Origin of the sequence: Pseudomonas sp. UBA6310, from assembly GCF_002438225.1 — a bacterium.
In the GTDB taxonomy this organism is placed as follows: Bacteria; Pseudomonadota; Gammaproteobacteria; order Pseudomonadales; family Pseudomonadaceae; genus Pseudomonas_O; species Pseudomonas_O kuykendallii.
Map to the genome: position 1 here is coordinate 1 of NZ_DJTK01000028.1, position 16,828 is coordinate 16,828.

At 67.8% G+C, this 16,828-nt stretch carries 17 protein-coding genes; 5 read left to right on the forward strand and 12 right to left on the reverse strand.

Going from position 1 to position 16,828, the window contains the following annotated elements:
• A partial coding sequence (locus tag B3E91_RS06085) for a TraX family protein (protein ID WP_287028722.1) occupies positions 1 to 416 on the reverse strand: 416 nt, incomplete at its 3' end.
• A gap of 91 nt (positions 417 to 507) precedes the next feature.
• On the opposite strand from B3E91_RS06085, the gene B3E91_RS06090 reads away from it, so the two are divergent.
• From B3E91_RS06090 to B3E91_RS06100, 3 genes are read left to right on the forward strand one after another with little or no spacing between them, the layout of a single operon-like run.
• On the forward strand, positions 508 to 1,551 hold the full coding sequence (locus B3E91_RS06090; RefSeq protein WP_287028723.1) for a low specificity L-threonine aldolase: 1,044 nt from the start codon (positions 508 to 510) through the stop codon (positions 1,549 to 1,551).
• The gene (locus B3E91_RS06095; protein ID WP_287028724.1) at positions 1,551 to 1,937 is read left to right on the forward strand and encodes a glyoxalase superfamily protein; all 387 of its coding nucleotides are present in this window, start codon (positions 1,551 to 1,553) and stop codon (positions 1,935 to 1,937) included. Before B3E91_RS06090 ends, B3E91_RS06095 begins: the two co-directional genes overlap by 1 nt.
• Entirely contained in the window at positions 1,934 to 2,239 is a 306-nt protein-coding gene (locus B3E91_RS06100; RefSeq protein WP_287028725.1) for an NIPSNAP family protein, read from the forward strand. The genes B3E91_RS06095 and B3E91_RS06100 overlap by 4 nt, the downstream gene beginning before the upstream one ends.
• Before the next feature lie 560 nt (positions 2,240 to 2,799).
• Here B3E91_RS06100 and B3E91_RS06105 read toward each other — a convergent pair.
• The 5 genes from B3E91_RS06105 to B3E91_RS06125 form a co-directional block, all read right to left on the reverse strand.
• Complete coding sequence (locus B3E91_RS06105; RefSeq protein ID WP_287028726.1) at positions 2,800 to 3,549, reverse strand: TerC family protein; 750 nt, start codon at positions 3,547 to 3,549, stop codon at positions 2,800 to 2,802.
• Positions 3,550 to 3,626: 77 nt separating this feature from the next.
• A complete protein-coding gene (locus B3E91_RS06110; RefSeq protein ID WP_287028727.1) occupies positions 3,627 to 4,061 on the reverse strand; it encodes an acyl-CoA thioesterase in 435 nt (144 codons plus the stop codon).
• Between the two features lie 24 nt (positions 4,062 to 4,085).
• A complete protein-coding gene (locus B3E91_RS06115; protein WP_287028728.1) occupies positions 4,086 to 5,249 on the reverse strand; it encodes an iron-containing alcohol dehydrogenase in 1,164 nt (387 codons plus the stop codon).
• 66 nt (positions 5,250 to 5,315) lie between these two features.
• Entirely contained in the window at positions 5,316 to 7,106 is a 1,791-nt protein-coding gene (locus B3E91_RS06120) for an acyl-CoA dehydrogenase C-terminal domain-containing protein (RefSeq protein ID WP_287028729.1), read from the reverse strand.
• Positions 7,103 to 8,338 (reverse strand): 3-hydroxyacyl-CoA dehydrogenase, encoded by a 1,236-nt coding sequence (locus tag B3E91_RS06125; RefSeq protein WP_287028730.1) that lies wholly within the window; start codon positions 8,336 to 8,338, stop codon positions 7,103 to 7,105. Before B3E91_RS06125 ends, B3E91_RS06120 begins: the two co-directional genes overlap by 4 nt.
• Positions 8,339 to 8,409: 71 nt before the next feature.
• On the opposite strand from B3E91_RS06125, the gene B3E91_RS06130 reads away from it, so the two are divergent.
• Complete coding sequence (locus tag B3E91_RS06130; protein ID WP_287028731.1) at positions 8,410 to 9,204, forward strand: hypothetical protein; 795 nt, start codon at positions 8,410 to 8,412, stop codon at positions 9,202 to 9,204.
• A 227-nt stretch (positions 9,205 to 9,431) separates the two neighbouring features.
• Complete coding sequence (locus B3E91_RS06135) at positions 9,432 to 9,953, forward strand: hypothetical protein (RefSeq protein WP_287028732.1); 522 nt, start codon at positions 9,432 to 9,434, stop codon at positions 9,951 to 9,953.
• Between the two features lie 71 nt (positions 9,954 to 10,024).
• Here the strand turns inward: B3E91_RS06135 and B3E91_RS06140 are convergent, their stop codons facing one another.
• From B3E91_RS06140 to B3E91_RS06165, 6 genes are all read right to left on the reverse strand, one after another.
• Positions 10,025 to 10,450 carry an HPF/RaiA family ribosome-associated protein gene (locus B3E91_RS06140; RefSeq protein WP_273233678.1) on the reverse strand — a complete coding sequence of 142 codons (426 nt, stop codon included), beginning with the start codon at positions 10,448 to 10,450 and terminating at the stop codon, positions 10,025 to 10,027.
• A gap of 193 nt (positions 10,451 to 10,643) precedes the next feature.
• The gene (locus B3E91_RS06145; RefSeq protein WP_287028733.1) at positions 10,644 to 11,246 is read right to left on the reverse strand and encodes a nitroreductase family protein; all 603 of its coding nucleotides are present in this window, start codon (positions 11,244 to 11,246) and stop codon (positions 10,644 to 10,646) included.
• 111 nt (positions 11,247 to 11,357) lie between these two features.
• Positions 11,358 to 12,257, reverse strand: coding sequence for a CHAD domain-containing protein (locus B3E91_RS06150; protein WP_287028734.1), 900 nt, complete (start codon positions 12,255 to 12,257; stop codon positions 11,358 to 11,360).
• A gap of 120 nt (positions 12,258 to 12,377) precedes the next feature.
• Positions 12,378 to 13,676, reverse strand: a complete 1,299-nt coding sequence (locus tag B3E91_RS06155; RefSeq protein WP_287028735.1) for an NTP/NDP exchange transporter — start codon at positions 13,674 to 13,676, stop codon at positions 12,378 to 12,380.
• Positions 13,677 to 13,730: 54 nt separating this feature from the next.
• On the reverse strand, positions 13,731 to 14,651 hold the full coding sequence (locus B3E91_RS06160) for an aldo/keto reductase (protein WP_287028736.1): 921 nt from the start codon (positions 14,649 to 14,651) through the stop codon (positions 13,731 to 13,733).
• 128 nt (positions 14,652 to 14,779) lie between these two features.
• On the reverse strand, positions 14,780 to 16,708 hold the full coding sequence (locus B3E91_RS06165) for a RecQ family ATP-dependent DNA helicase (RefSeq protein ID WP_287028737.1): 1,929 nt from the start codon (positions 16,706 to 16,708) through the stop codon (positions 14,780 to 14,782).
• Positions 16,709 to 16,828: the final 120 nt, after the last annotated feature.

The following is a 16,828-nucleotide window of genomic DNA, read 5'->3' on the forward strand; positions in this document are numbered from 1 at the left end:
CGGTCGCCGATGACGGCCAGTATCAGCGCGGCGCACGCGAGCAGCAGGCCGAGTCGCCGCGGCCGGCGCAGCGCCTGGGCAATCGACAGGCCGAGGGCGAGCGTCGGCAGCACGTTCAGCGTTGTCGCCTCGCCCACCAGCATGCGGTACGGCCCTTCCGCCAGCAGCGCGAACAGCAGCAGCGCGCCCAGGTAGCGCAGCAGGCGACGCGGCTCCGGCGCTGCCGGGCCGCGCGCGAGGTTGGCCGCGATGGCCAGGCAGAAGAATGGAAACGCCAGGCGGCCGAACGGATACAGCCAGCCCAGCGCCGGCCAGACGAAGCGCAGGTGGTCGAGCAGCATGCTCGCCAGCGCCAGCCACTTGAGCAGGTCCAGCGCTGTGTCGCGCCCTGCCGGCGATCCGTCCTTCCCCCTCATCCGGCCTCCGCTTTGCCCGTGGCGATCAGCCATTGACCGCCATTGTTGGGTAAAGTGAGCGGCGATGCTTTCACTGACTCGCAGGATCACCATGACCGACAACAGCCAGCAGTTCGCCAGCGACAACTACTCGGGCATCTGCCCGGAAGCCTGGGCGGCGATGGCCGAGGCCAACCAGGGCCATGCCCGCGCCTACGGCGACGACGACTGGACGGCGCGCGCCGCCGACCATTTCCGCGCGCTGTTCGAGACCGATTGCGAGGTGTTCTTCGCCTTCAACGGCACCGCCGCCAACTCCCTCGCGCTCGCCGCGCTGTGCCAGAGCTACCACAGCGTGATCTGCTCGGAGACCGCCCACGTCGAGACCGACGAATGCGGCGCGCCGGAATTCTTCTCCAACGGCTCCAAGCTGCTGGTGGCGCCCAGCCCGGACGGCAAGCTGAGCGCGGAGGCGGTGCGCCTGATCGCCAACAAGCGCCAGGACATCCACTTCCCGAAACCCCGCGTGGTCACCCTGACCCAGGCCACCGAGGTCGGCAGCGTCTATCGTCCCGAAGAAATCCGCGCGATCAGCGCCACCTGCCGCGAACTCGGCCTGCACCTGCACATGGACGGCGCACGCTTCTCCAACGCCTGCGCCTTCCTCGGCTGCACGCCGGCCGAGCTGACCTGGAAGGCCGGCGTCGACGTGCTCTGCTTCGGCGGCACCAAGAATGGCATGGCGGTCGGCGAGGCGATCCTGTTCTTCAACCGCGACCTGGCCGAAGACTTCGACTACCGCTGCAAGCAGGCCGGCCAGCTGGCCTCGAAGATGCGCTTCCTCTCCGCGCCTTGGGTCGGCCTGTTGCAGGACGGCGCCTGGTTGCGCCATGCCGAACACGCCAACGCCTGCGCGCGGCGCCTGGCCGAATGCGTCGCCGACGTGCCCGGCGTCCGGTTGATGTTCCCGGTCGAGGCCAACGGCGTGTTCCTGCAGTTGCCCGAGCCGGCACTGGAAGCCCTGCGCAACCGCGGCTGGCGCTTCTACACCTTCATCGGCAGCGGCGGCGCGCGCTTCATGTGCTCGTGGGATTCGCAGATGGAGCGGGTGGACGAGCTGGCCCGCGACATCCGCGACGTGGTCGGCGGTCTCTGATGGCGGCCACGCTCGGCTCGCCGGTGCCCATCCTGCGCAGCTTCGACGAGGCCAAGGCCAGGGCGTTCTACCTAGACTACCTGGGTTTTTCCGTCGACTGGGAACACCGCTTCGAGCCGGCGCTGCCGCTGTACATGCAACTGTCACGCGACGGCTGCCTGCTACACCTTTCCGAACACCACGGCGACGCCTGCCCCGGCGCGGCGCTGCGGATCGCCTGCGCCGACCTGCCTGCGCTGCACGCCGAACTCCAGGCGAAGGACTACGGGTTCGCCCGCCCGGGCATCGTCGAGACGCCCTGGGAAACCCGCGAAATGACGCTCCACGATCCGTTCGGCAATCGCCTGGTCTTCATCGACACGCCCAAGGACAGCTCAGCGCCATGATCACCTGCTACCTGCGTTACCTCATCGATCCGTACAAGCTCGCGGAATTCGAGCACTACGGCAAACTCTGGATACCGCTGGTGGAGAAGTTCGGCGGCACCCACCACGGCTACTTCCTGCCCAGCGAAGGCGCCAGCAATGTCGCCCTGGCGATGTTCAGCTTTCCCTCGCTGGCCGCCTACGAAACCTACCGCGAGCGCTCCCTCGCCGACGCCGAATGCCAGGCCGCCTTTCGCTACGCCGAGGAAACCCGCTGCATCGTCAGCTACGAACGCAGCTTCTTCCGCCCAGTCTTCAGCTAAACCCCCTGCATCCGGCTTACCCACAGCGCGCGTGGATGGCGCTGTGGATAAGCTGTACAGACCCGCCGCCAGCCCAGGGCCTGCGCCGCTTCCCGCCATCCGTACGTTTTTTGAGCGATTTCAACGAGTTGCCATCGCACTTTTGCACAATGCCTGTGCAACCGACTGTGGACAAGCTGTGCGGCCCCGACTGCAGGCCGCTGGTGACGGGGCTTTGCGCGGACTGTACGTTTATTGATCGATCACGAACCAGGCTTTCTATCCACAGGCGCCCTGGGTTGTTCACCTCGGGGAGCGGGATTTGTCGGCGACGCGGGGTTGCCGGTCGGCTGCGGGCGCTTGAACAGGGCAGGCCTTGCCGGATCGGCGGGCCGGGGCTGCGGCGCCGGATGGACATAGGGCTGCGGCGTGGCCGTGCCGGGCGAACCCGGCGCGGACGTTTGCGCGAAGGCGGCAGCGCCAAAGAGGCAGAGCAGGCAGGCGAGGAGGACTTTCATCGGGCGTCTCCGGAAGCGGATACACCTTGGACAACCTCGCGAGGCGATGGCTGCCCCCAGTCCTCAGGACGGCGTGCCGGACCGCTTGCGCCGTGCGCGACGGGCCAGCATGTTGAGCGCCTCGATCAGCGCCGAGAACGCCATCGCCGCGTACAGGTAGCCCTTCGGCACGTGGGCGCCGAAGCCTTCGGCGATCAACGTCATGCCGATCATGATCAGGAAGCCCAGCGCCAGCATGACCACCGTCGGGTTGTTGCCGATGAAGCGCGCCAGCGGATCGGCGGCGAGCAGCATCACGGTCACCGCCGCGACCACCGCGATCACCATGATCGGGATGTGCTCGGTCATGCCGACGGCGGTGATGATGCTGTCGATGGAGAACACCAGGTCGAGCACCAGAATCTGCACGATGGCCGAGGTGAAGCCGATGCTGGCGACCTTGCCGGTGAACAGGTCGCCTTCCGGCTCCGGGTCCACCGAGTGGTGGATTTCCTTGGTCGCCTTCCACAGCAGGAACAGGCCGCCGGCGATGAGGATCATGTCCTTCCAGGAGAACGCCTGGCCGAACACCTCGAACACCGGTTCGGTGAGCTGGACGATGTAGGCGACGGTGCCGAGCAGTCCCAGCCGCAACACCAGCGCCATGCCGATGCCCAGGCGGCGGGCCTTGGTGCGCTGATGTTCGGGGAGTTTGTTGGTGAGGATCGAGATGAACACCAGGTTATCGATGCCGAGCACGATCTCCATGGTGACCAGGGTGGCCAATGCAACCCAGGCGGCGGGGTTGCTGATGAGTTGCTGCGCGTATTCCATTTAGGCTCTCCGAAGGGTCCGGAGAATAGTACGTGGCCGGCCCTCCGGCGTTCCCTGCGACTTGGCAACAAGTCATTTCAGCCGACCAGCAATCCCTCCAGCGCGGCGCGCAGGCTGTCCGGAATCGGCACCGGGCGGTTCGACTGGCGGTCGACGAAAACGTGCACGAAACGCCCGGCGGCGCAGGCTTCATCCTCCCCTCCCTTGAACACCGCCAGTTCGTACTGCACCGAGCTGTTGCCCAGCCGGGCGACCCTCAGGCCGACCTCGATGCGCTCGGGAAAGGCGATGGAGGCGAAGTAGTCGCAGCTGGAGCTGACCACGAAGCCCACCACCTGGCCGGCGTGGATATCCAGCCCGCCGCGCTCGATCAGGAAAGTGTTCACCGCACTGTCGAAGTAGCTGTAGTAGACGACGTTGTTGACGTGGCCGTAGAGGTCGTTGTCGTGCCAGCGCGTGGTCACCGGCTGGAAGTGCCGGTAGTCGGCGCGAAGGTGCTGCGGCTGTGGCATGGGGAATCCTTGTCGGTATGGCGCTCAGTAGGCAGCCCGGTAGATCGCCAGGGCGTCGGCTTCGCTGACTTCGCGCGGGTTGTTCACCAGCAGGCGGGTCTGCAGCATGGCATCGGCCGCCAGGCGTTCGAGCATCGCCTCGGGAACGTTCGCATCGCGCAAGCGGCTGGGCAGCCCGTGGCGCGCATTGAGCGCCGCCAGCTCGGCGATGAACTGCTCCACCAGGCTCTCCGCGCTGCCGGCCTGCAGCCGCTCGCCAAGCAGCAGCGGCGCCAGTTCGGCGTAGTGCGCGCTGGCCGCCGGCGCATTGAAGCGCAGCACGTGCGGCAGCACCAGCGCGTTGCTCAGCCCGTGGGGAATGTGGAAATGCCCGCCCAGCGGATAGGCCAGCGCGTGCACCGCGGCCACCGGCGAGTTGGCGAACGCCTGCCCGGCCAGGCAGGCGCCGAGCAGCATGGCCTGGCGTGCCTCGCGGTTCTGTCCGTTGTGCACCGCCTCGCCGAGGTTGGCCGCCAGCAGGCGCAACGCCTCGCGGGCGAGCAGGTCGGACAGCGGATTCTTCTTGTGCGCGCTGGTGTAGGCCTCGATGGCATGCACCATGGCATCGATCCCGGTGGCGGCGGTCACCGCCGGCGGCAGGCCGAGGGTCAGCTCGGCGTCGAGCAGGGCCAGATCCGGCAGCAGCAGCGGCGAGACCACGCCCATCTTGGTCGTCTCGCCGGTGGTGACGATGGAGATCGGCGTCACCTCCGAGCCGGTGCCGGCGGTGGTGGGCACCTGGATCAGCGGCAGGCGCTGGCCACGCGCATTGCCGACGCCGTAGAGGTCGGCCAGTTCCTGGGTGCCTTGCGGATGGGCGAGCAGCGCGACCAGCTTGGCGACGTCCATCGAGCTGCCGCCGCCGAAGCCGACGATCAGCTCGGCCTGCAGCGACCTGGCCCGGGCCGCGGCGTCCAGCACCACTGCTTCCGGTGGATCGGCGAGCACCTGATCGAAGACCGCCACGGCGACGCCCTCCGCGGCGAAGCCGGGCAGCACGCCGTCGAGCAGCTTGAAGCGGGTGATGCCGGGATCGGTGACGATCAGCACAGAGTGCGCGCCACGTTCGCGACAGAGCGCGGCGAGCCGGCGCGCGGCGCCGCTCTCGCAGATCAGTTGGGCAGTGGTGGCGAAGCTGAAGGGTTGCATGGGGTGCTCCTTCTTTCTTGTGATGGGACGCACGCAGCGCCCGGCCGTGACGCCGGGCGCGCCGGATCAGAAGGCGAAATCCGCCTCCGGCAGCGTCATCAGGCAGTCCGCACCGCCGAGCAGCGCCTCGCGGTGCATGCTGGCGCGCGGCAGCACGCGGCGCAGGTAGAAGTCCGCGCTGTGCAGCTTGGCCTGGTAGAACGCCGTCTCGCCGCTGCCGCTGTCCAGCGCTTCCTGCGCCCGGGTTGCGGCCTGCAACCAGAGCGCCCCGAGCATCGTGTAGGCCGAGTAGGCGAGGAAGTCCACCGAGGTGGCGCCGATTTCCTGCGGGTTGCGTGCGCTGATGGCCAGCACGTGGGCGCTCAGCTCGCGCCACTCCAACAACCGCGTCTGCACGCTGGCCGCCATCGCCGCCAGCGCCGGACGCCCGGCGGGGGCCTCGCAGGCAGCGAGCAGTTCGTCCTGCAGCGCGCCGATCTCCGCGCCGCCGTCGCCGAGCAGCTTGCGGCGGATCAGGTCGAGCGCCTGGATGCCGTTGGTGCCCTCGTAGAGCTGGGTGATGCGGCTGTCGCGCATCAGTTGCTCCATGCCCCACTCGCGGATGTAGCCGTGCCCGCCGTAGATCTGCACGCCGAGGCTGGCGACTTCCTGGCCCATGTCGGTGAAGAACGCCTTGACGATCGGGATCAGCAGCGCGGCGCGCCGGCCAGCGGCCTTGCGCGTCGCCTCGTCCGGGTGGCCGTGCTCCAGGTCGAGCTGGCGCGCGGTGTAGGCGGCCAGCATGCGGCTGCCCTCGACCAGGGTCTTCTGGGTCAGCAGCATGCGCCGCACGTCCGGGTGGACGATGATCGGGTCGGCCGCCTTGTCCGGCTGTTGCGCGCCGGCCAGGCCGCGCGACTGCAGGCGTTCGCGGGCGTAGGCGAGCGAGCCCTGCCAGGCCTGTTCGGCGATGCCCAGGCCCTGCAGGCCGACCTGGAAGCGCGCGTCGTTCATCATGGTGAACATGCAGGCCAGGCCCTGGTTGGCGCCGCCCACCAGCCAGCCGGTGGCGCCGTCGAAGTTCATCACGCAGGTCGCCGCGCCCTTGATGCCCATCTTGTGTTCGATGGCGCCGCAGGACAGCGCGTTGCGCGCGCCGGGCGTGCCGTCCGGGTTGGCGATGAACTTGGGCACCAGCAGCAGGCTGATGCCCTTCACGCCGGCCGGCGCGTCCGGCAGGCGGGCGAGCACCAGGTGCACGATGTTCTCGCTCATGTCGTGCTCGCCGCCGCTGATGAAGATCTTGCTGCCGCTGACCCGGTAGCTGCCGTCCGCCTGCGGCTCGGCGCGGGTACGCAGCAGCGCCAGGTCGGTGCCGGCCTGCGGCTCGGTGAGGCACATGGTGCCGGTCCAGCTGCCGCTCACCATCTTCTCCAGGTAGGCATCCTTGAGCGCCTCGCTGCCGTGCTTGTACAGCGCCAGCACGGCGCCCTCGGTGAGCCCGGAATAGATGCGGAACGACAGGCTCGCGCCCATCAGCATCTCGTGGAAATTGCACGCCACCAGTTGCGGAAAGCCCTGGCCGCCGTACTGTTCCGGCCCGGTCATGCTCGCCCAGCCGTTTTCGACGAACTGCGCGTAGGCCTCGCAAAAGCCTTGCGGCGTGGTCACCGCGCCGTCGACGAGGCTGACACCCTCCTCGTCGCTGTGCGGATTGAGCGGCGCCACCACCTCGCCGGTGTAGCGCGCGGCCTCTTCCAGCACGCCGTCGATCAGCTCGCGGTCGAGGCCGTTGCCGAGCTGTTCGCAATGCGCGGTGACGTCGAAGAGTTCGTGCAGCACGAAGCGCATGTCGCGCAGGGGAGCCTGGTAGTTCATGCGCGGCCCTCCTTCACGTCGCTCAGGCGCTGCCCGGAGGCGGCCAGGCGATCGATCAGCGCGGCCGGCTGCCAGTGGTCGCCGAAACGCGCGCGCAGGTCATCCAGGCGGTCGCGGATCGAGGCCAGCCCCTGGCCATCGGCCCAGCTCATCGGGCCGCCCTTGTCGGCCGGGAAACCGTAGCCGTTGAGGTAGACCAGGTCGACGTCATGGCTGCTGGCGGCGATGCCTTCGTCGAGGATCTTCGCGCCCTCGTTGACCAGCGCCAGCAGGCAGCGCTCGAGGATTTCCTCGGGGCCGATCTCGCGGCGCGTGTAGCCGAGGGATTCGGACACCTCCAGCACCAACGCGTCGACCTCGGGGTCGTGTTCGGCCTGGCGGCTGCCTTCGGCGTAGCGGTAGTAGCCCATGCGCGCCTTCTGGCCGAAGCGGCCGAGCTCGCAGAGGCGGTTGTCGACCTGCACCTCGGCGGCGTTCTGGCCTTCGCCCGCCAGCTGGCGGGCGCGCCACTCGAGGTCGATGCCCACCACGTCGTACATGCGGAACGGCCCCATGGCGAAACCGAAGCCCTGCAGCGCGGCGTCCACCTGATGCGGGTAGGCGCCTTCCAGCAGCATCGCCCGCGCCTCGCGCACGTAGGTGGCGAGCATGCGGTTGCCGATGAAACCGTCGCAGTTGCCGGCCACCACGCTGACCTTGCCCATGCGCTGGCCGAGTTCGACGGCGGCTTGCAGCACCGCCTTGTCGGTACGCGCGCCGCGCACGATTTCCAGCAGCTTCATGATGTGCGCCGGGCTGAAGAAGTGCAGGCCGAGCACCTGTTCGGGCCGCGCGGTGACGGCGGCGATGGCGTCGATGTCCAGCGCCGAGGTGTTGCTGGCGAGGATCGCCGACGGCTTCAGGGTCTTGTCCAGCTCGCGGAAGATGCTCTGCTTGAGTTCGAGGTTCTCGTAGACCGCCTCGATCACCAGGTCGGCGTCCGCCAGCGCGGCATAGCCGTCCACCGCACGCACCCGCGCCAGGCGCTCGGCCGCCTCGGCCTCGCTGATGCGGCCCTGGCGCACGTTGTGCGCGTTGGTGTCGGCGACCACGCCGAGCGCCTGCTCGAGCATCTGCGGATTGTTGTCCAGCCAGAGCACCTGCACGCCGGCGTTGGCCAGGCTCATGACGATCCCGCGGCCCATGGTTCCGGCGCCGATGACGGCGGCCAGTTGGAGAGAGTAAGTGCTCATCAAACGTCCTCTTGTTGTTCGGTGGACCGCCCGGATGGCCCGGCGACCTGTCCCGTGGATGGAGGGCAGGAATGGAAACGGGCACGGTCGAAGCCGGTCAGCTGCGCACTATTTTTCAAATCCGCCGTTCTGATAAGTCGTATCAAGACGATGAATATCGCCTCCTACGCCGCCCACGACCTGAGTTGCAGCATCGCGACGGGCCGTTTCGTCGCACCCCGAACCGGCAGCGAGCGCTCTGCACTAGCCGTTTCGGCAATCTGGTACTACGCTGCGCGCTATCGGTACCGGCGACGAAACACAATAAGGATGCCCCCAGCCGGCATAACCGGATTCACGCTGTAAGGAATCACCCAATGGACGCCATTTCCCTTGCGTTAACGACCTGGGCACTGCTGATTTTCGTGGCATTGGTGATGTGGCGGCAGTTGCTGGTGCCGCTCAATCCCCGCGCCATGGTGCTGACCACCAACTTCCCCCTGGTTTCCCAATACGGCGCCCGCCGTTCCGCCGCCGGCACCAAGGGTTTCACCCTATATCTCTGCAATTTCGGCGAGCAGCCGGAGACGGTGCAGGACCTGATGCTGCGCAATCAGCGGCATGACCGCCTGCGCCTGGGCGAGATCAGGATCGAAGCCGGCGACATTCCGACCTTGATCGATCCGCAGCAGCCGATCTGCCTGAGAATGCTCGCCATCGTGCCGATCGACTGCCCATGGGAGGCGATCGACGAGGATTTCGACGGGATCGAGGCCGAACTGGACGATGGCAGCGTGCTCCGCCTGCCCAATTCCGAAGTGCAACGCATCAAGTCGATTGCTCGCCTGCTGCCGCATCGCCACGCCTCGCCATTCAGCATCAGCTGACGGGGGTCGGCAGCCGCCGCGCCCCCTCCGAATCGGCCGGCGCCCCTGCCGGCCGCGGATGCCTTTTACATCTGCACCACTGACTTGACCTGCGTACTGGCCATTTGCCCAGGCCGGCTATATCCTGCGCGCCGAAATGTCCCCCCACAGGCTCCCCGGCGCTCGCCAACAGGTTCTGCGAAGCCTGCGCCGACGCCGGATTCGGCCGCTCAGGAAGGTTCGTCCAGATGACCCAGATGTCGATCGCGATTTGGATTTTCGTCCTGTCGGCTGGAACGGCGTGGGCGCTCCGGTACGTCTCGCGGCTCCGCCGGGAGCAGCCGATCCTGATCACCACGCAGTTGCCCGCCCAGGGCGGGCGCGTCGATACGGCCGGCGCCAACCTGCGCGCCCCGGGGCCGGGCTTCATCCTCTACCTGTGCAACTTCCGTGGTCGTCAGCGCACCGTCAGCGCACTGCTGTTTCGCTACGACCAGGGCCGCCAGCTGCAACTGGGCGCGTTGACCCTGAGCGGCGGGGATCTGGGTGTGGCGATGAACAGCGCGCCGATCACCTTGCAGGGCCGCGCCATCCACCCGTTCGCCTGCCCCTGGTCGGCGATGAATGCGGGCTTCATCGGCATCGAGGTGGAGCTGGACGACGGCGCCACCTATCGCCTGGCCGACGCCGAGGTGGCGCGGCTGAGAGCCGTCGCCGAGCAACGCCAGGCGCCGCTCGCGCCGCCCATGCAGCCGCTGCCGGCGCGCTGACCGGCCAGAACGAAAGCGCCCGACCCCTTTCGGGCGTCGGGCGCATGGCGCTGCAAGACCGCTAAGCGAAGTCAGTCCTTGCCCAGCGCTTCCTGCTTGGCGAGGAATTCCTCCTGCAACAGCGCGTCGGTGACACGCTCGGGGTCTGCCTCCAACAGCGGATCGGCCAGATGGCCGGTGGAGACCGACTTGGCGTCGAGGCGGCCCATCAAGTGTTCGAGCGCATGACGCATCTTTTCCGCGGCGCCATCCACCGCCTGGTTCATGGATTCGGATTTGTGGGTGACGGAAAGCGGCTGGTGGCCCTTCGGACGCACTTCGATCTGGCAACGCTTGTCGTCGGCGCCGGCCTTCTTGGCGTTCTCATCGCTGAGGTGGACTTCGACGCGGGTAAGGAAATCCTCGAATCGGTCGAGTCGCCCCAACACGGCTGCGCTGACCCAATCCTGAACGGAAGCACTCGCGACGATCTGATTGCTGTTCACTTGAACCTGCATGAAATTTCCTCGTTTCTTGTGTACTTCTCTTTTCGAGGCTCGCGAGAGCGTCGAGGTTCACCCGATCATGCTCTGCCGGACGGGAAATCGTAAGAAGCCATGAGCGCCGCAATCGGACGGATTCGCGCCATCCACGAAAAAGGCGCGCCCGTGGGCGCGCCTTTTCGCAGTGCGGATCGATCAGAAGCTGTTTCTAGAAATGATTGCGCAACACCACTTCATCGAACGGCAGCTTGCCGATGCGCGGCTTGGGCTCGATGGTCTGTTTGCCGATGGCGACCATCAGGCCGATCACGTGGTTGGCCGGCAGGCGGATCAGCTTGGCCACGGCGTCGAAGTCGAAGCCGTCCATCGGGCAGGAGTCGAGGCCCTTGCCGCGCGCGGCGAGCATCAGCGTCTGCGCCATGAGCCCGCAGCTGCGCATGGTTTCGTCGCGCTGCACCTGCGGCTTGTCGCGGTAGTAGGCGTCGATGGCGCCGGCCATGTAGTCCTGCACTTCCGACGGCGCGCCTTCCCAGACGCGTTTCACGTTCTTCTCCCAGCTATCGACCTGAGCGCAGACCACCACCAGCATCGAGGCATTGGTCATCTGCGCCTGGCCCCAGCCCGCCTCGCGAATCTGCGCGCGCAGGGCGGCATCGCTGACTTCCACCAGGCGCACGTGCTGCAGGTTGAACGCCGAAGGAGCTAGCAGCGCGAGGCGCAGCAGGTCGTTCTTCTCCTCCGCGCTGAGGACGAAGGCCGGATCGTAGCCCTTGACCGCGCGGCGGGTGGTGATCGCTTCTTCTATGTGCATATGGACTCCGGAACAGATGAGGACGGGCGCCCATGCTAGGCAGCGCCGTGCCGGCAATCCACTGTCTTTTGCCGATGGAAAGGATCGAACGGCCCGATAATTTCTGCCGCGCTAGCCGGCATTCGGGGCCTTGCCGGCGATTTTCCAGTAGGCCGACCAGAGTTCGGCGAGGCTCTCGGGTTTCTCCGCGTAGAGCCGCGCGCCAAGCTCCAGGGCGTCTTCGAACAGGCGCAGGCGACGCGCCTCGACGGCGAGGGTGATGGTCTTGCGCGTGCTCGGCGCACCGAACAGCGCCGGCTGCTCGTCGATCAGCAGGTGCAGCAGCGCCAGGTCGTGATCGTCGCCCAGGTAGCCGGCGAGGGTTTCCAGGCTCTTCTGCCGGGCCTTGAGCAGATGCGGCCAGGCATCGCGCAGCAGGCGCGTCTGATACCAGTGATCCTTGACCCGCTTGCGCCACTCGTGGAGCAGTTCATCGCTGCGCTTCTGCTGCACCGCTTTCATCGCCCGGCGCCCCTCCTGGCAGGTACGCAGCACCCCGGCCTTGAACAGCGCGAAGCCCTGCGCGCGCAGCGGCCAGTCGGCCACCGCCTCGCTGGCCGCGCCGAGGCTGGCGAGCAGCTCGGCGTGGGCCTGCGGCTGGTCGGGTGCGATATCCGCCGCCCGCGCCTGCAACCGCGCCCGCACGCGCTTCATCGCCGCACTGGAGAAGCGCCGCGGGTCTTCGGCGACCAGCGCATCCCAGCATTCCACCATCGCTGCGGCATCGCGCAGGCTCGACAGCTGCTGGCCGATGTCGCGGAACTGGCGGTTGTGGCGGGTGAAGAGCTTCTTGCCGAGCGGCTTGTGCACCAGGCGCAACAGCGCACGGATTTCCTTGAGCCGCTTGCGCGCATCGTGCACACCGGTGGGCGTGCTACTGTCCAGCGCGGCGACGGCCTCGGCGATACGCTCCCTGGCGACCCGCCGCACCTCGTCGTCGGCGTGGCGTCGGGCATGGATTCGAAACGACATGATTCCCCCGTGAGTTCGCTGCGCGGTGGCACGCTGCGAGCGAGCGTATCCGCGCGGCGCGGGAGGCGGTAGCCGGCCACGGCAATCTTCATCAAACCGTCACATTCGACCCGCAGGCCTCTAGCGCGGCGGCCTGCGTGCATCGCGATCGGCCCTCTCGCCGAGGTACCAGCCGAGCGCGCCCCACAGCGCCGCGCACACCGCGCCGACCAGCGCCACCAGCACCGCGCCCTGGCCCAGCAGATCGAGCAGGCTCTTGGCCCAGCCGCTGATGGCGTCGCCGCCGCGGTAAACCACGGTGTCGATGAAGTTCTTCGCCTTGTACTTGCTCTGCGCGTCCAGTGGCGCGAAGAGCATCTCCCGGCCGGGGCGGACGAAGGCGTACTCGCCGATGCGCCGCACGATCATCAGGCCGGCGAGCATGGCGAAGGTCGGCGCCAGTGCCAGGCCGACGAAACCAAGGCAGAGCAGCGCCGGCACCAGCGTCAGCAGTGCGCGCATGCCGAAGCGCTGGGCGACGCGGCCGGTGACGAACACCTGGGCGAGCAGCGCTCCGGCCTGCACGACGAAGTCGATCAGGCCGAACACCCGGACCTGTTCGTTACGCTCGGGAAACAGTTCGGCGACCAGCCGCGCCTGCTCGAAATAGAGAAAGGTGCTCACCGTGGCGAGCAGGATGACAAACCCCGAGACGCCGAGCAGATAGCGCGAGCGGATGACCCGCAGCATGCCGCTGAACGGATTCCCGGCCACCGGGCGTCGCGGGCTCTCCGCCGCCTGCGCCCCCGGGCGCCCGGCCCCGCCGCGCTCGCGCCAGGCCATCAGGTAGTGCTTGAGCAGCAGCGCCGCGCCCAGCAGCAGGGCAGACAGCAGCGCCAGCCCGGCCTGGCCGAGCGTGCCCACCAGCAACGCGGCGAGCGCCGGGCCGACCAGCCCGCCGACACTGGCACCGGCGGCGATGAAGGCGAACAGGCGCCTGGCCTGCGGCGAATCGAACACGTCGGCCATCAGGCTCCAGGCCACCGAGACGACGAACAGGTTGTAGACCGAGATCCACACGTAGAACACCCGTGCCATCCACACGCTGTCGCTGTGCGCGGCGAACAGCGCGGCGAAGGCCAGCAGGTTGAGGCAGAAGAAGCCGTAGACCCAGTCGATGAAATGGATGCGCGGCACCCTCGAGTTGAGCCAGGCGAACGCCGGCACGGCGACCAGCATCACCACGAAGGTGGCGGTGAACAGCCATTGCAGGTTCTCCACGCCGCCCTGGATACCCATCGCCTCGCGGATCGGGCGCAGCATGAAGTAGCCGCTGAACAGGCAGAAGAACAAACCGAAGCCGGCCAGCGCCGGCAGCAGTTCGCCCGGGCGGGCGTTGATGGCAACGGACAGCCGCCGCGTCAGGGGATGATCGGACATGGGATTCCCGTGGTGGTCAGGGCTGCGCGGGCGGCCTACGCCGTCCGCATCCCGTCAGGCGAACTCGGCGGCGATCTGCTCGCGCTGCCTGGCATCCGGCAGGCGACCCTGGCCGGCGAGCAGGTTGTCGGCCATGTAGCGCGGGTTGGAGGTCGCCGGGATCACCGCCGTCACAGCCGGGTCGGCGAGCACGAACTTGAGCATCAGCTGCGCCCAGGAACTGGCGCCCAGCTCGGCCACCGCCCAGCCCGGCAGCGCCTTGCCCTTGACCCGGGCGAACAGCTGGCCGGCGCCGTAGGTGCGGTTGATCAGCGTGGCGATGCCGTGCTCGGCGCAGAACGGCAGCAGGCGCTTCTCGGCATTGCGCGCCGCCACCGAATAGTTGAACTGGACGAAGTCGACCTTCTCCTTCTGCAACACCGCGATCAGGTCGTCGTGGGCCGACTCGACGTAGTGGGTGATGCCGACGTAGCGAATCCGCCCCTGCTCCTTCAGCTCGCGCAACAGGCCCAGCTGGGTGGTGGTGTCCTGCAGGTTGTGCACCTGGATAAGGTCGATCCTGTCGGTCTGCAGCGCCTTGAAGCTGGCCTCGATCTGCCGCTGCCCGGCCTCGCGCCCGGTGGACGAGACCTTGGTGGCGAGGAACACCTTGTCGCGCGCACCGACGCGCTTCACCAGTTCGCCGCTCACCGCCTCGGCATCGCCGTAGCTGGGCGCGGTATCGATCAGCCGCGCACCGCCGGCGACGAAAGCCTTCATCACCTCCAGCAGCTCGGCCATTTCGCCCGAGCCGGGATCGACGTTGAAGGTCCGCGAAGTGCCCAGGCCGATCGCCGGCAGGCGCTCCCCGGACGACGGGATGCTGCGCATCAGCAGGCCGTCGGCGGCGAAGGCCGAAGCCGGCAGCAACGGCGCGAGCCCGGCCATGGCGGCGAGAAGGGATGACTGCTGGACGAACTGGCGACGCGTGGGCATGAGAGGCCTCCGGGCAAGGTTCAAACGTCCGCCTCGCGAGGCGGCAGGCGGACCTCAGTATGGCCGGACCTGCCGCCGCCCTCGTCACGCCTGGGTGGAAGCTTTGTTTCAGGAATTGACCGGAGCGCTCAGACCTGCGCTTCGGCCCACGCGCGCACCTGCGCGTAGGGGTATTCGCCCAGCGCCGCGAACCCGTCGATGCCCTTCGCCTTGAGCTTGCTGAACAGCGGCGCGCCGATGCCGCAGAGGAAGCGGGTGAGCGCCTCGCTGCTCGGCGGCTTGCCCTTGAGCGCCTCGTAGCGCTGGATGAACGCGCCGCACAGCGCATGGAAACTCTTGCCCTGCAGCGGCGCCAGCGCCGGCGCTGCAGGCAGCCGCGCGACCCGCCCCTGGCACACCGAGCAGTGCCCGCAGTGCCGCGGCGCCTGTTCGTCGCCGAAATACGCGGCCAGGCGCTGGCTCAGGCAGCGATCGCTGGCGAACAGTTCGAGCATGGCGTGGATGCGGGCGATCTCGCTGGATTCCTGCTGGCGGAAATAGTCATGCAGTTCGCCGCTGAGCCGATCGATGGCGAACTCGCCGCGCAGCCGTTCGTAGACTTCGGTCATCTGCTTGCTCTCCAGCTCGATCCAGCCGCGCTCCTGGAGCCAGTCCAGCGCCTTGACCACCCGTCCGCGCTCGGCGCGGTGCTGGTTGTAGAGCGCCTCGAAATCCACCGTGCACCAGGTCCGTGCGCGGGCAGAACTGTGCACGATGGCCTCGACGAACTGGCGGCGCTCGCCGTCGAACTTCTCTAGCAGGTCGTCCGGTTCGATCAGGTACTTGAAGCGGTACTCGGCGAAATAGGCGTAGCGCGGGGCGATGATGCCGCGCAGTTCCAGCTGCACCAGCAACGTCTTCAGCGGCAGCGGGCGGATGTTGCTCTGCTCGCTCAGCGCGCCCAGCAACAGCTCCCACTGGCCGCCTTCGGCCTGGCGGATTTCCTCGAGCACCTCGCGGATGCCGTCGAGCTCCGGGGTGTCGCCGTAGACGAAGTTCTCCAGCACGCTGAGGCTGTCGCGATTCGCCAGCACCAGGCAATCCGAAGGGCGGCCGTCGCGGCCGGCGCGGCCGATCTCCTGGCTGTAGTTCTCGATCGATTTCGGCAGGTCGAAGTGCACCACGTTGCGGATGTCGCTCTTGTCGATGCCCATGCCGAAGGCGATGGTGGCGACGATGCAGTTGATCCGCCCGTCCATGAACTGCCGCTGGATCGCCTCTCGCTGCTCGTGCGGCATGCCGGCGTGGTAGGCGCTGGCCGGCACGCCGCTGGCGCCGAGGTGGGCGGCGACCTGCTCGGCGGTCTTCTGCTGGGTGACGTAGACGATTGCCGGCTCGCCGGCCTTGGCGCCGAGCCATTCGACCAGCCGGCGCAGCTTGTCGCGCCCGGCCACCGGTTCCACCAGCAGGTTGAGATTGGCCCGGTAGAAGCCGGTGGTGATCACGTCGCCCGCGGCGATGGCGAACTTGGCCTGCATGTCGGCGATCACCGGCGGCGTCGCCGTGGCGGTCAGCAGCAGCACCTGGGGAATGCCGAACTGGCGCGCGTAGTCCGGCAGCTTGAGGTAGTCGGGGCGAAAGTTGTGGCCCCACTCGGAGATGCAGTGCGCCTCGTCCACCACCAGCAGCGAGATCGGCACCTGGGCGATGAAGTGGCGGAAGCGCTCGTTCTTCAGCCGCTCCACCGAGATCATCAGGATCTTCAGCTCGCCGGACTTGGCCCGCGCCATCACCGCGCTGGCGTCCTCGCGGCTCTGCGCCGAGTCGATGCTGGCGGCGGCGATCCCGTGGCGGTGAAGGAACGCCAGCTGGTCCTGCATCAGCGCTAGCAAGGGCGAGACGACCAGCGTCAGGTTGGGCAGCAGCAACGCCGGCAGCTGATAGCACAGCGATTTGCCGGAACCGGTGGGAAAGATCGCCGCCGCCGAACGGCCGTCGATCACCGCGCGGATGGCGGCCTCCTGGCCCGGACGGAAACCGTCGTAGCCAAAGACGTCGGCGAGGGTCTGTTCGATCATGGCTTACCTCGGTAGATCGGCCGGCGCGGAAACGGCGCACGGCGCAGGGCAGCCGGCACGGTAGCAGAGCCTCGTCCCGCGCGGGTCATCCGCCGCTGCAAAGCCGCGTGGCCGCAGGCA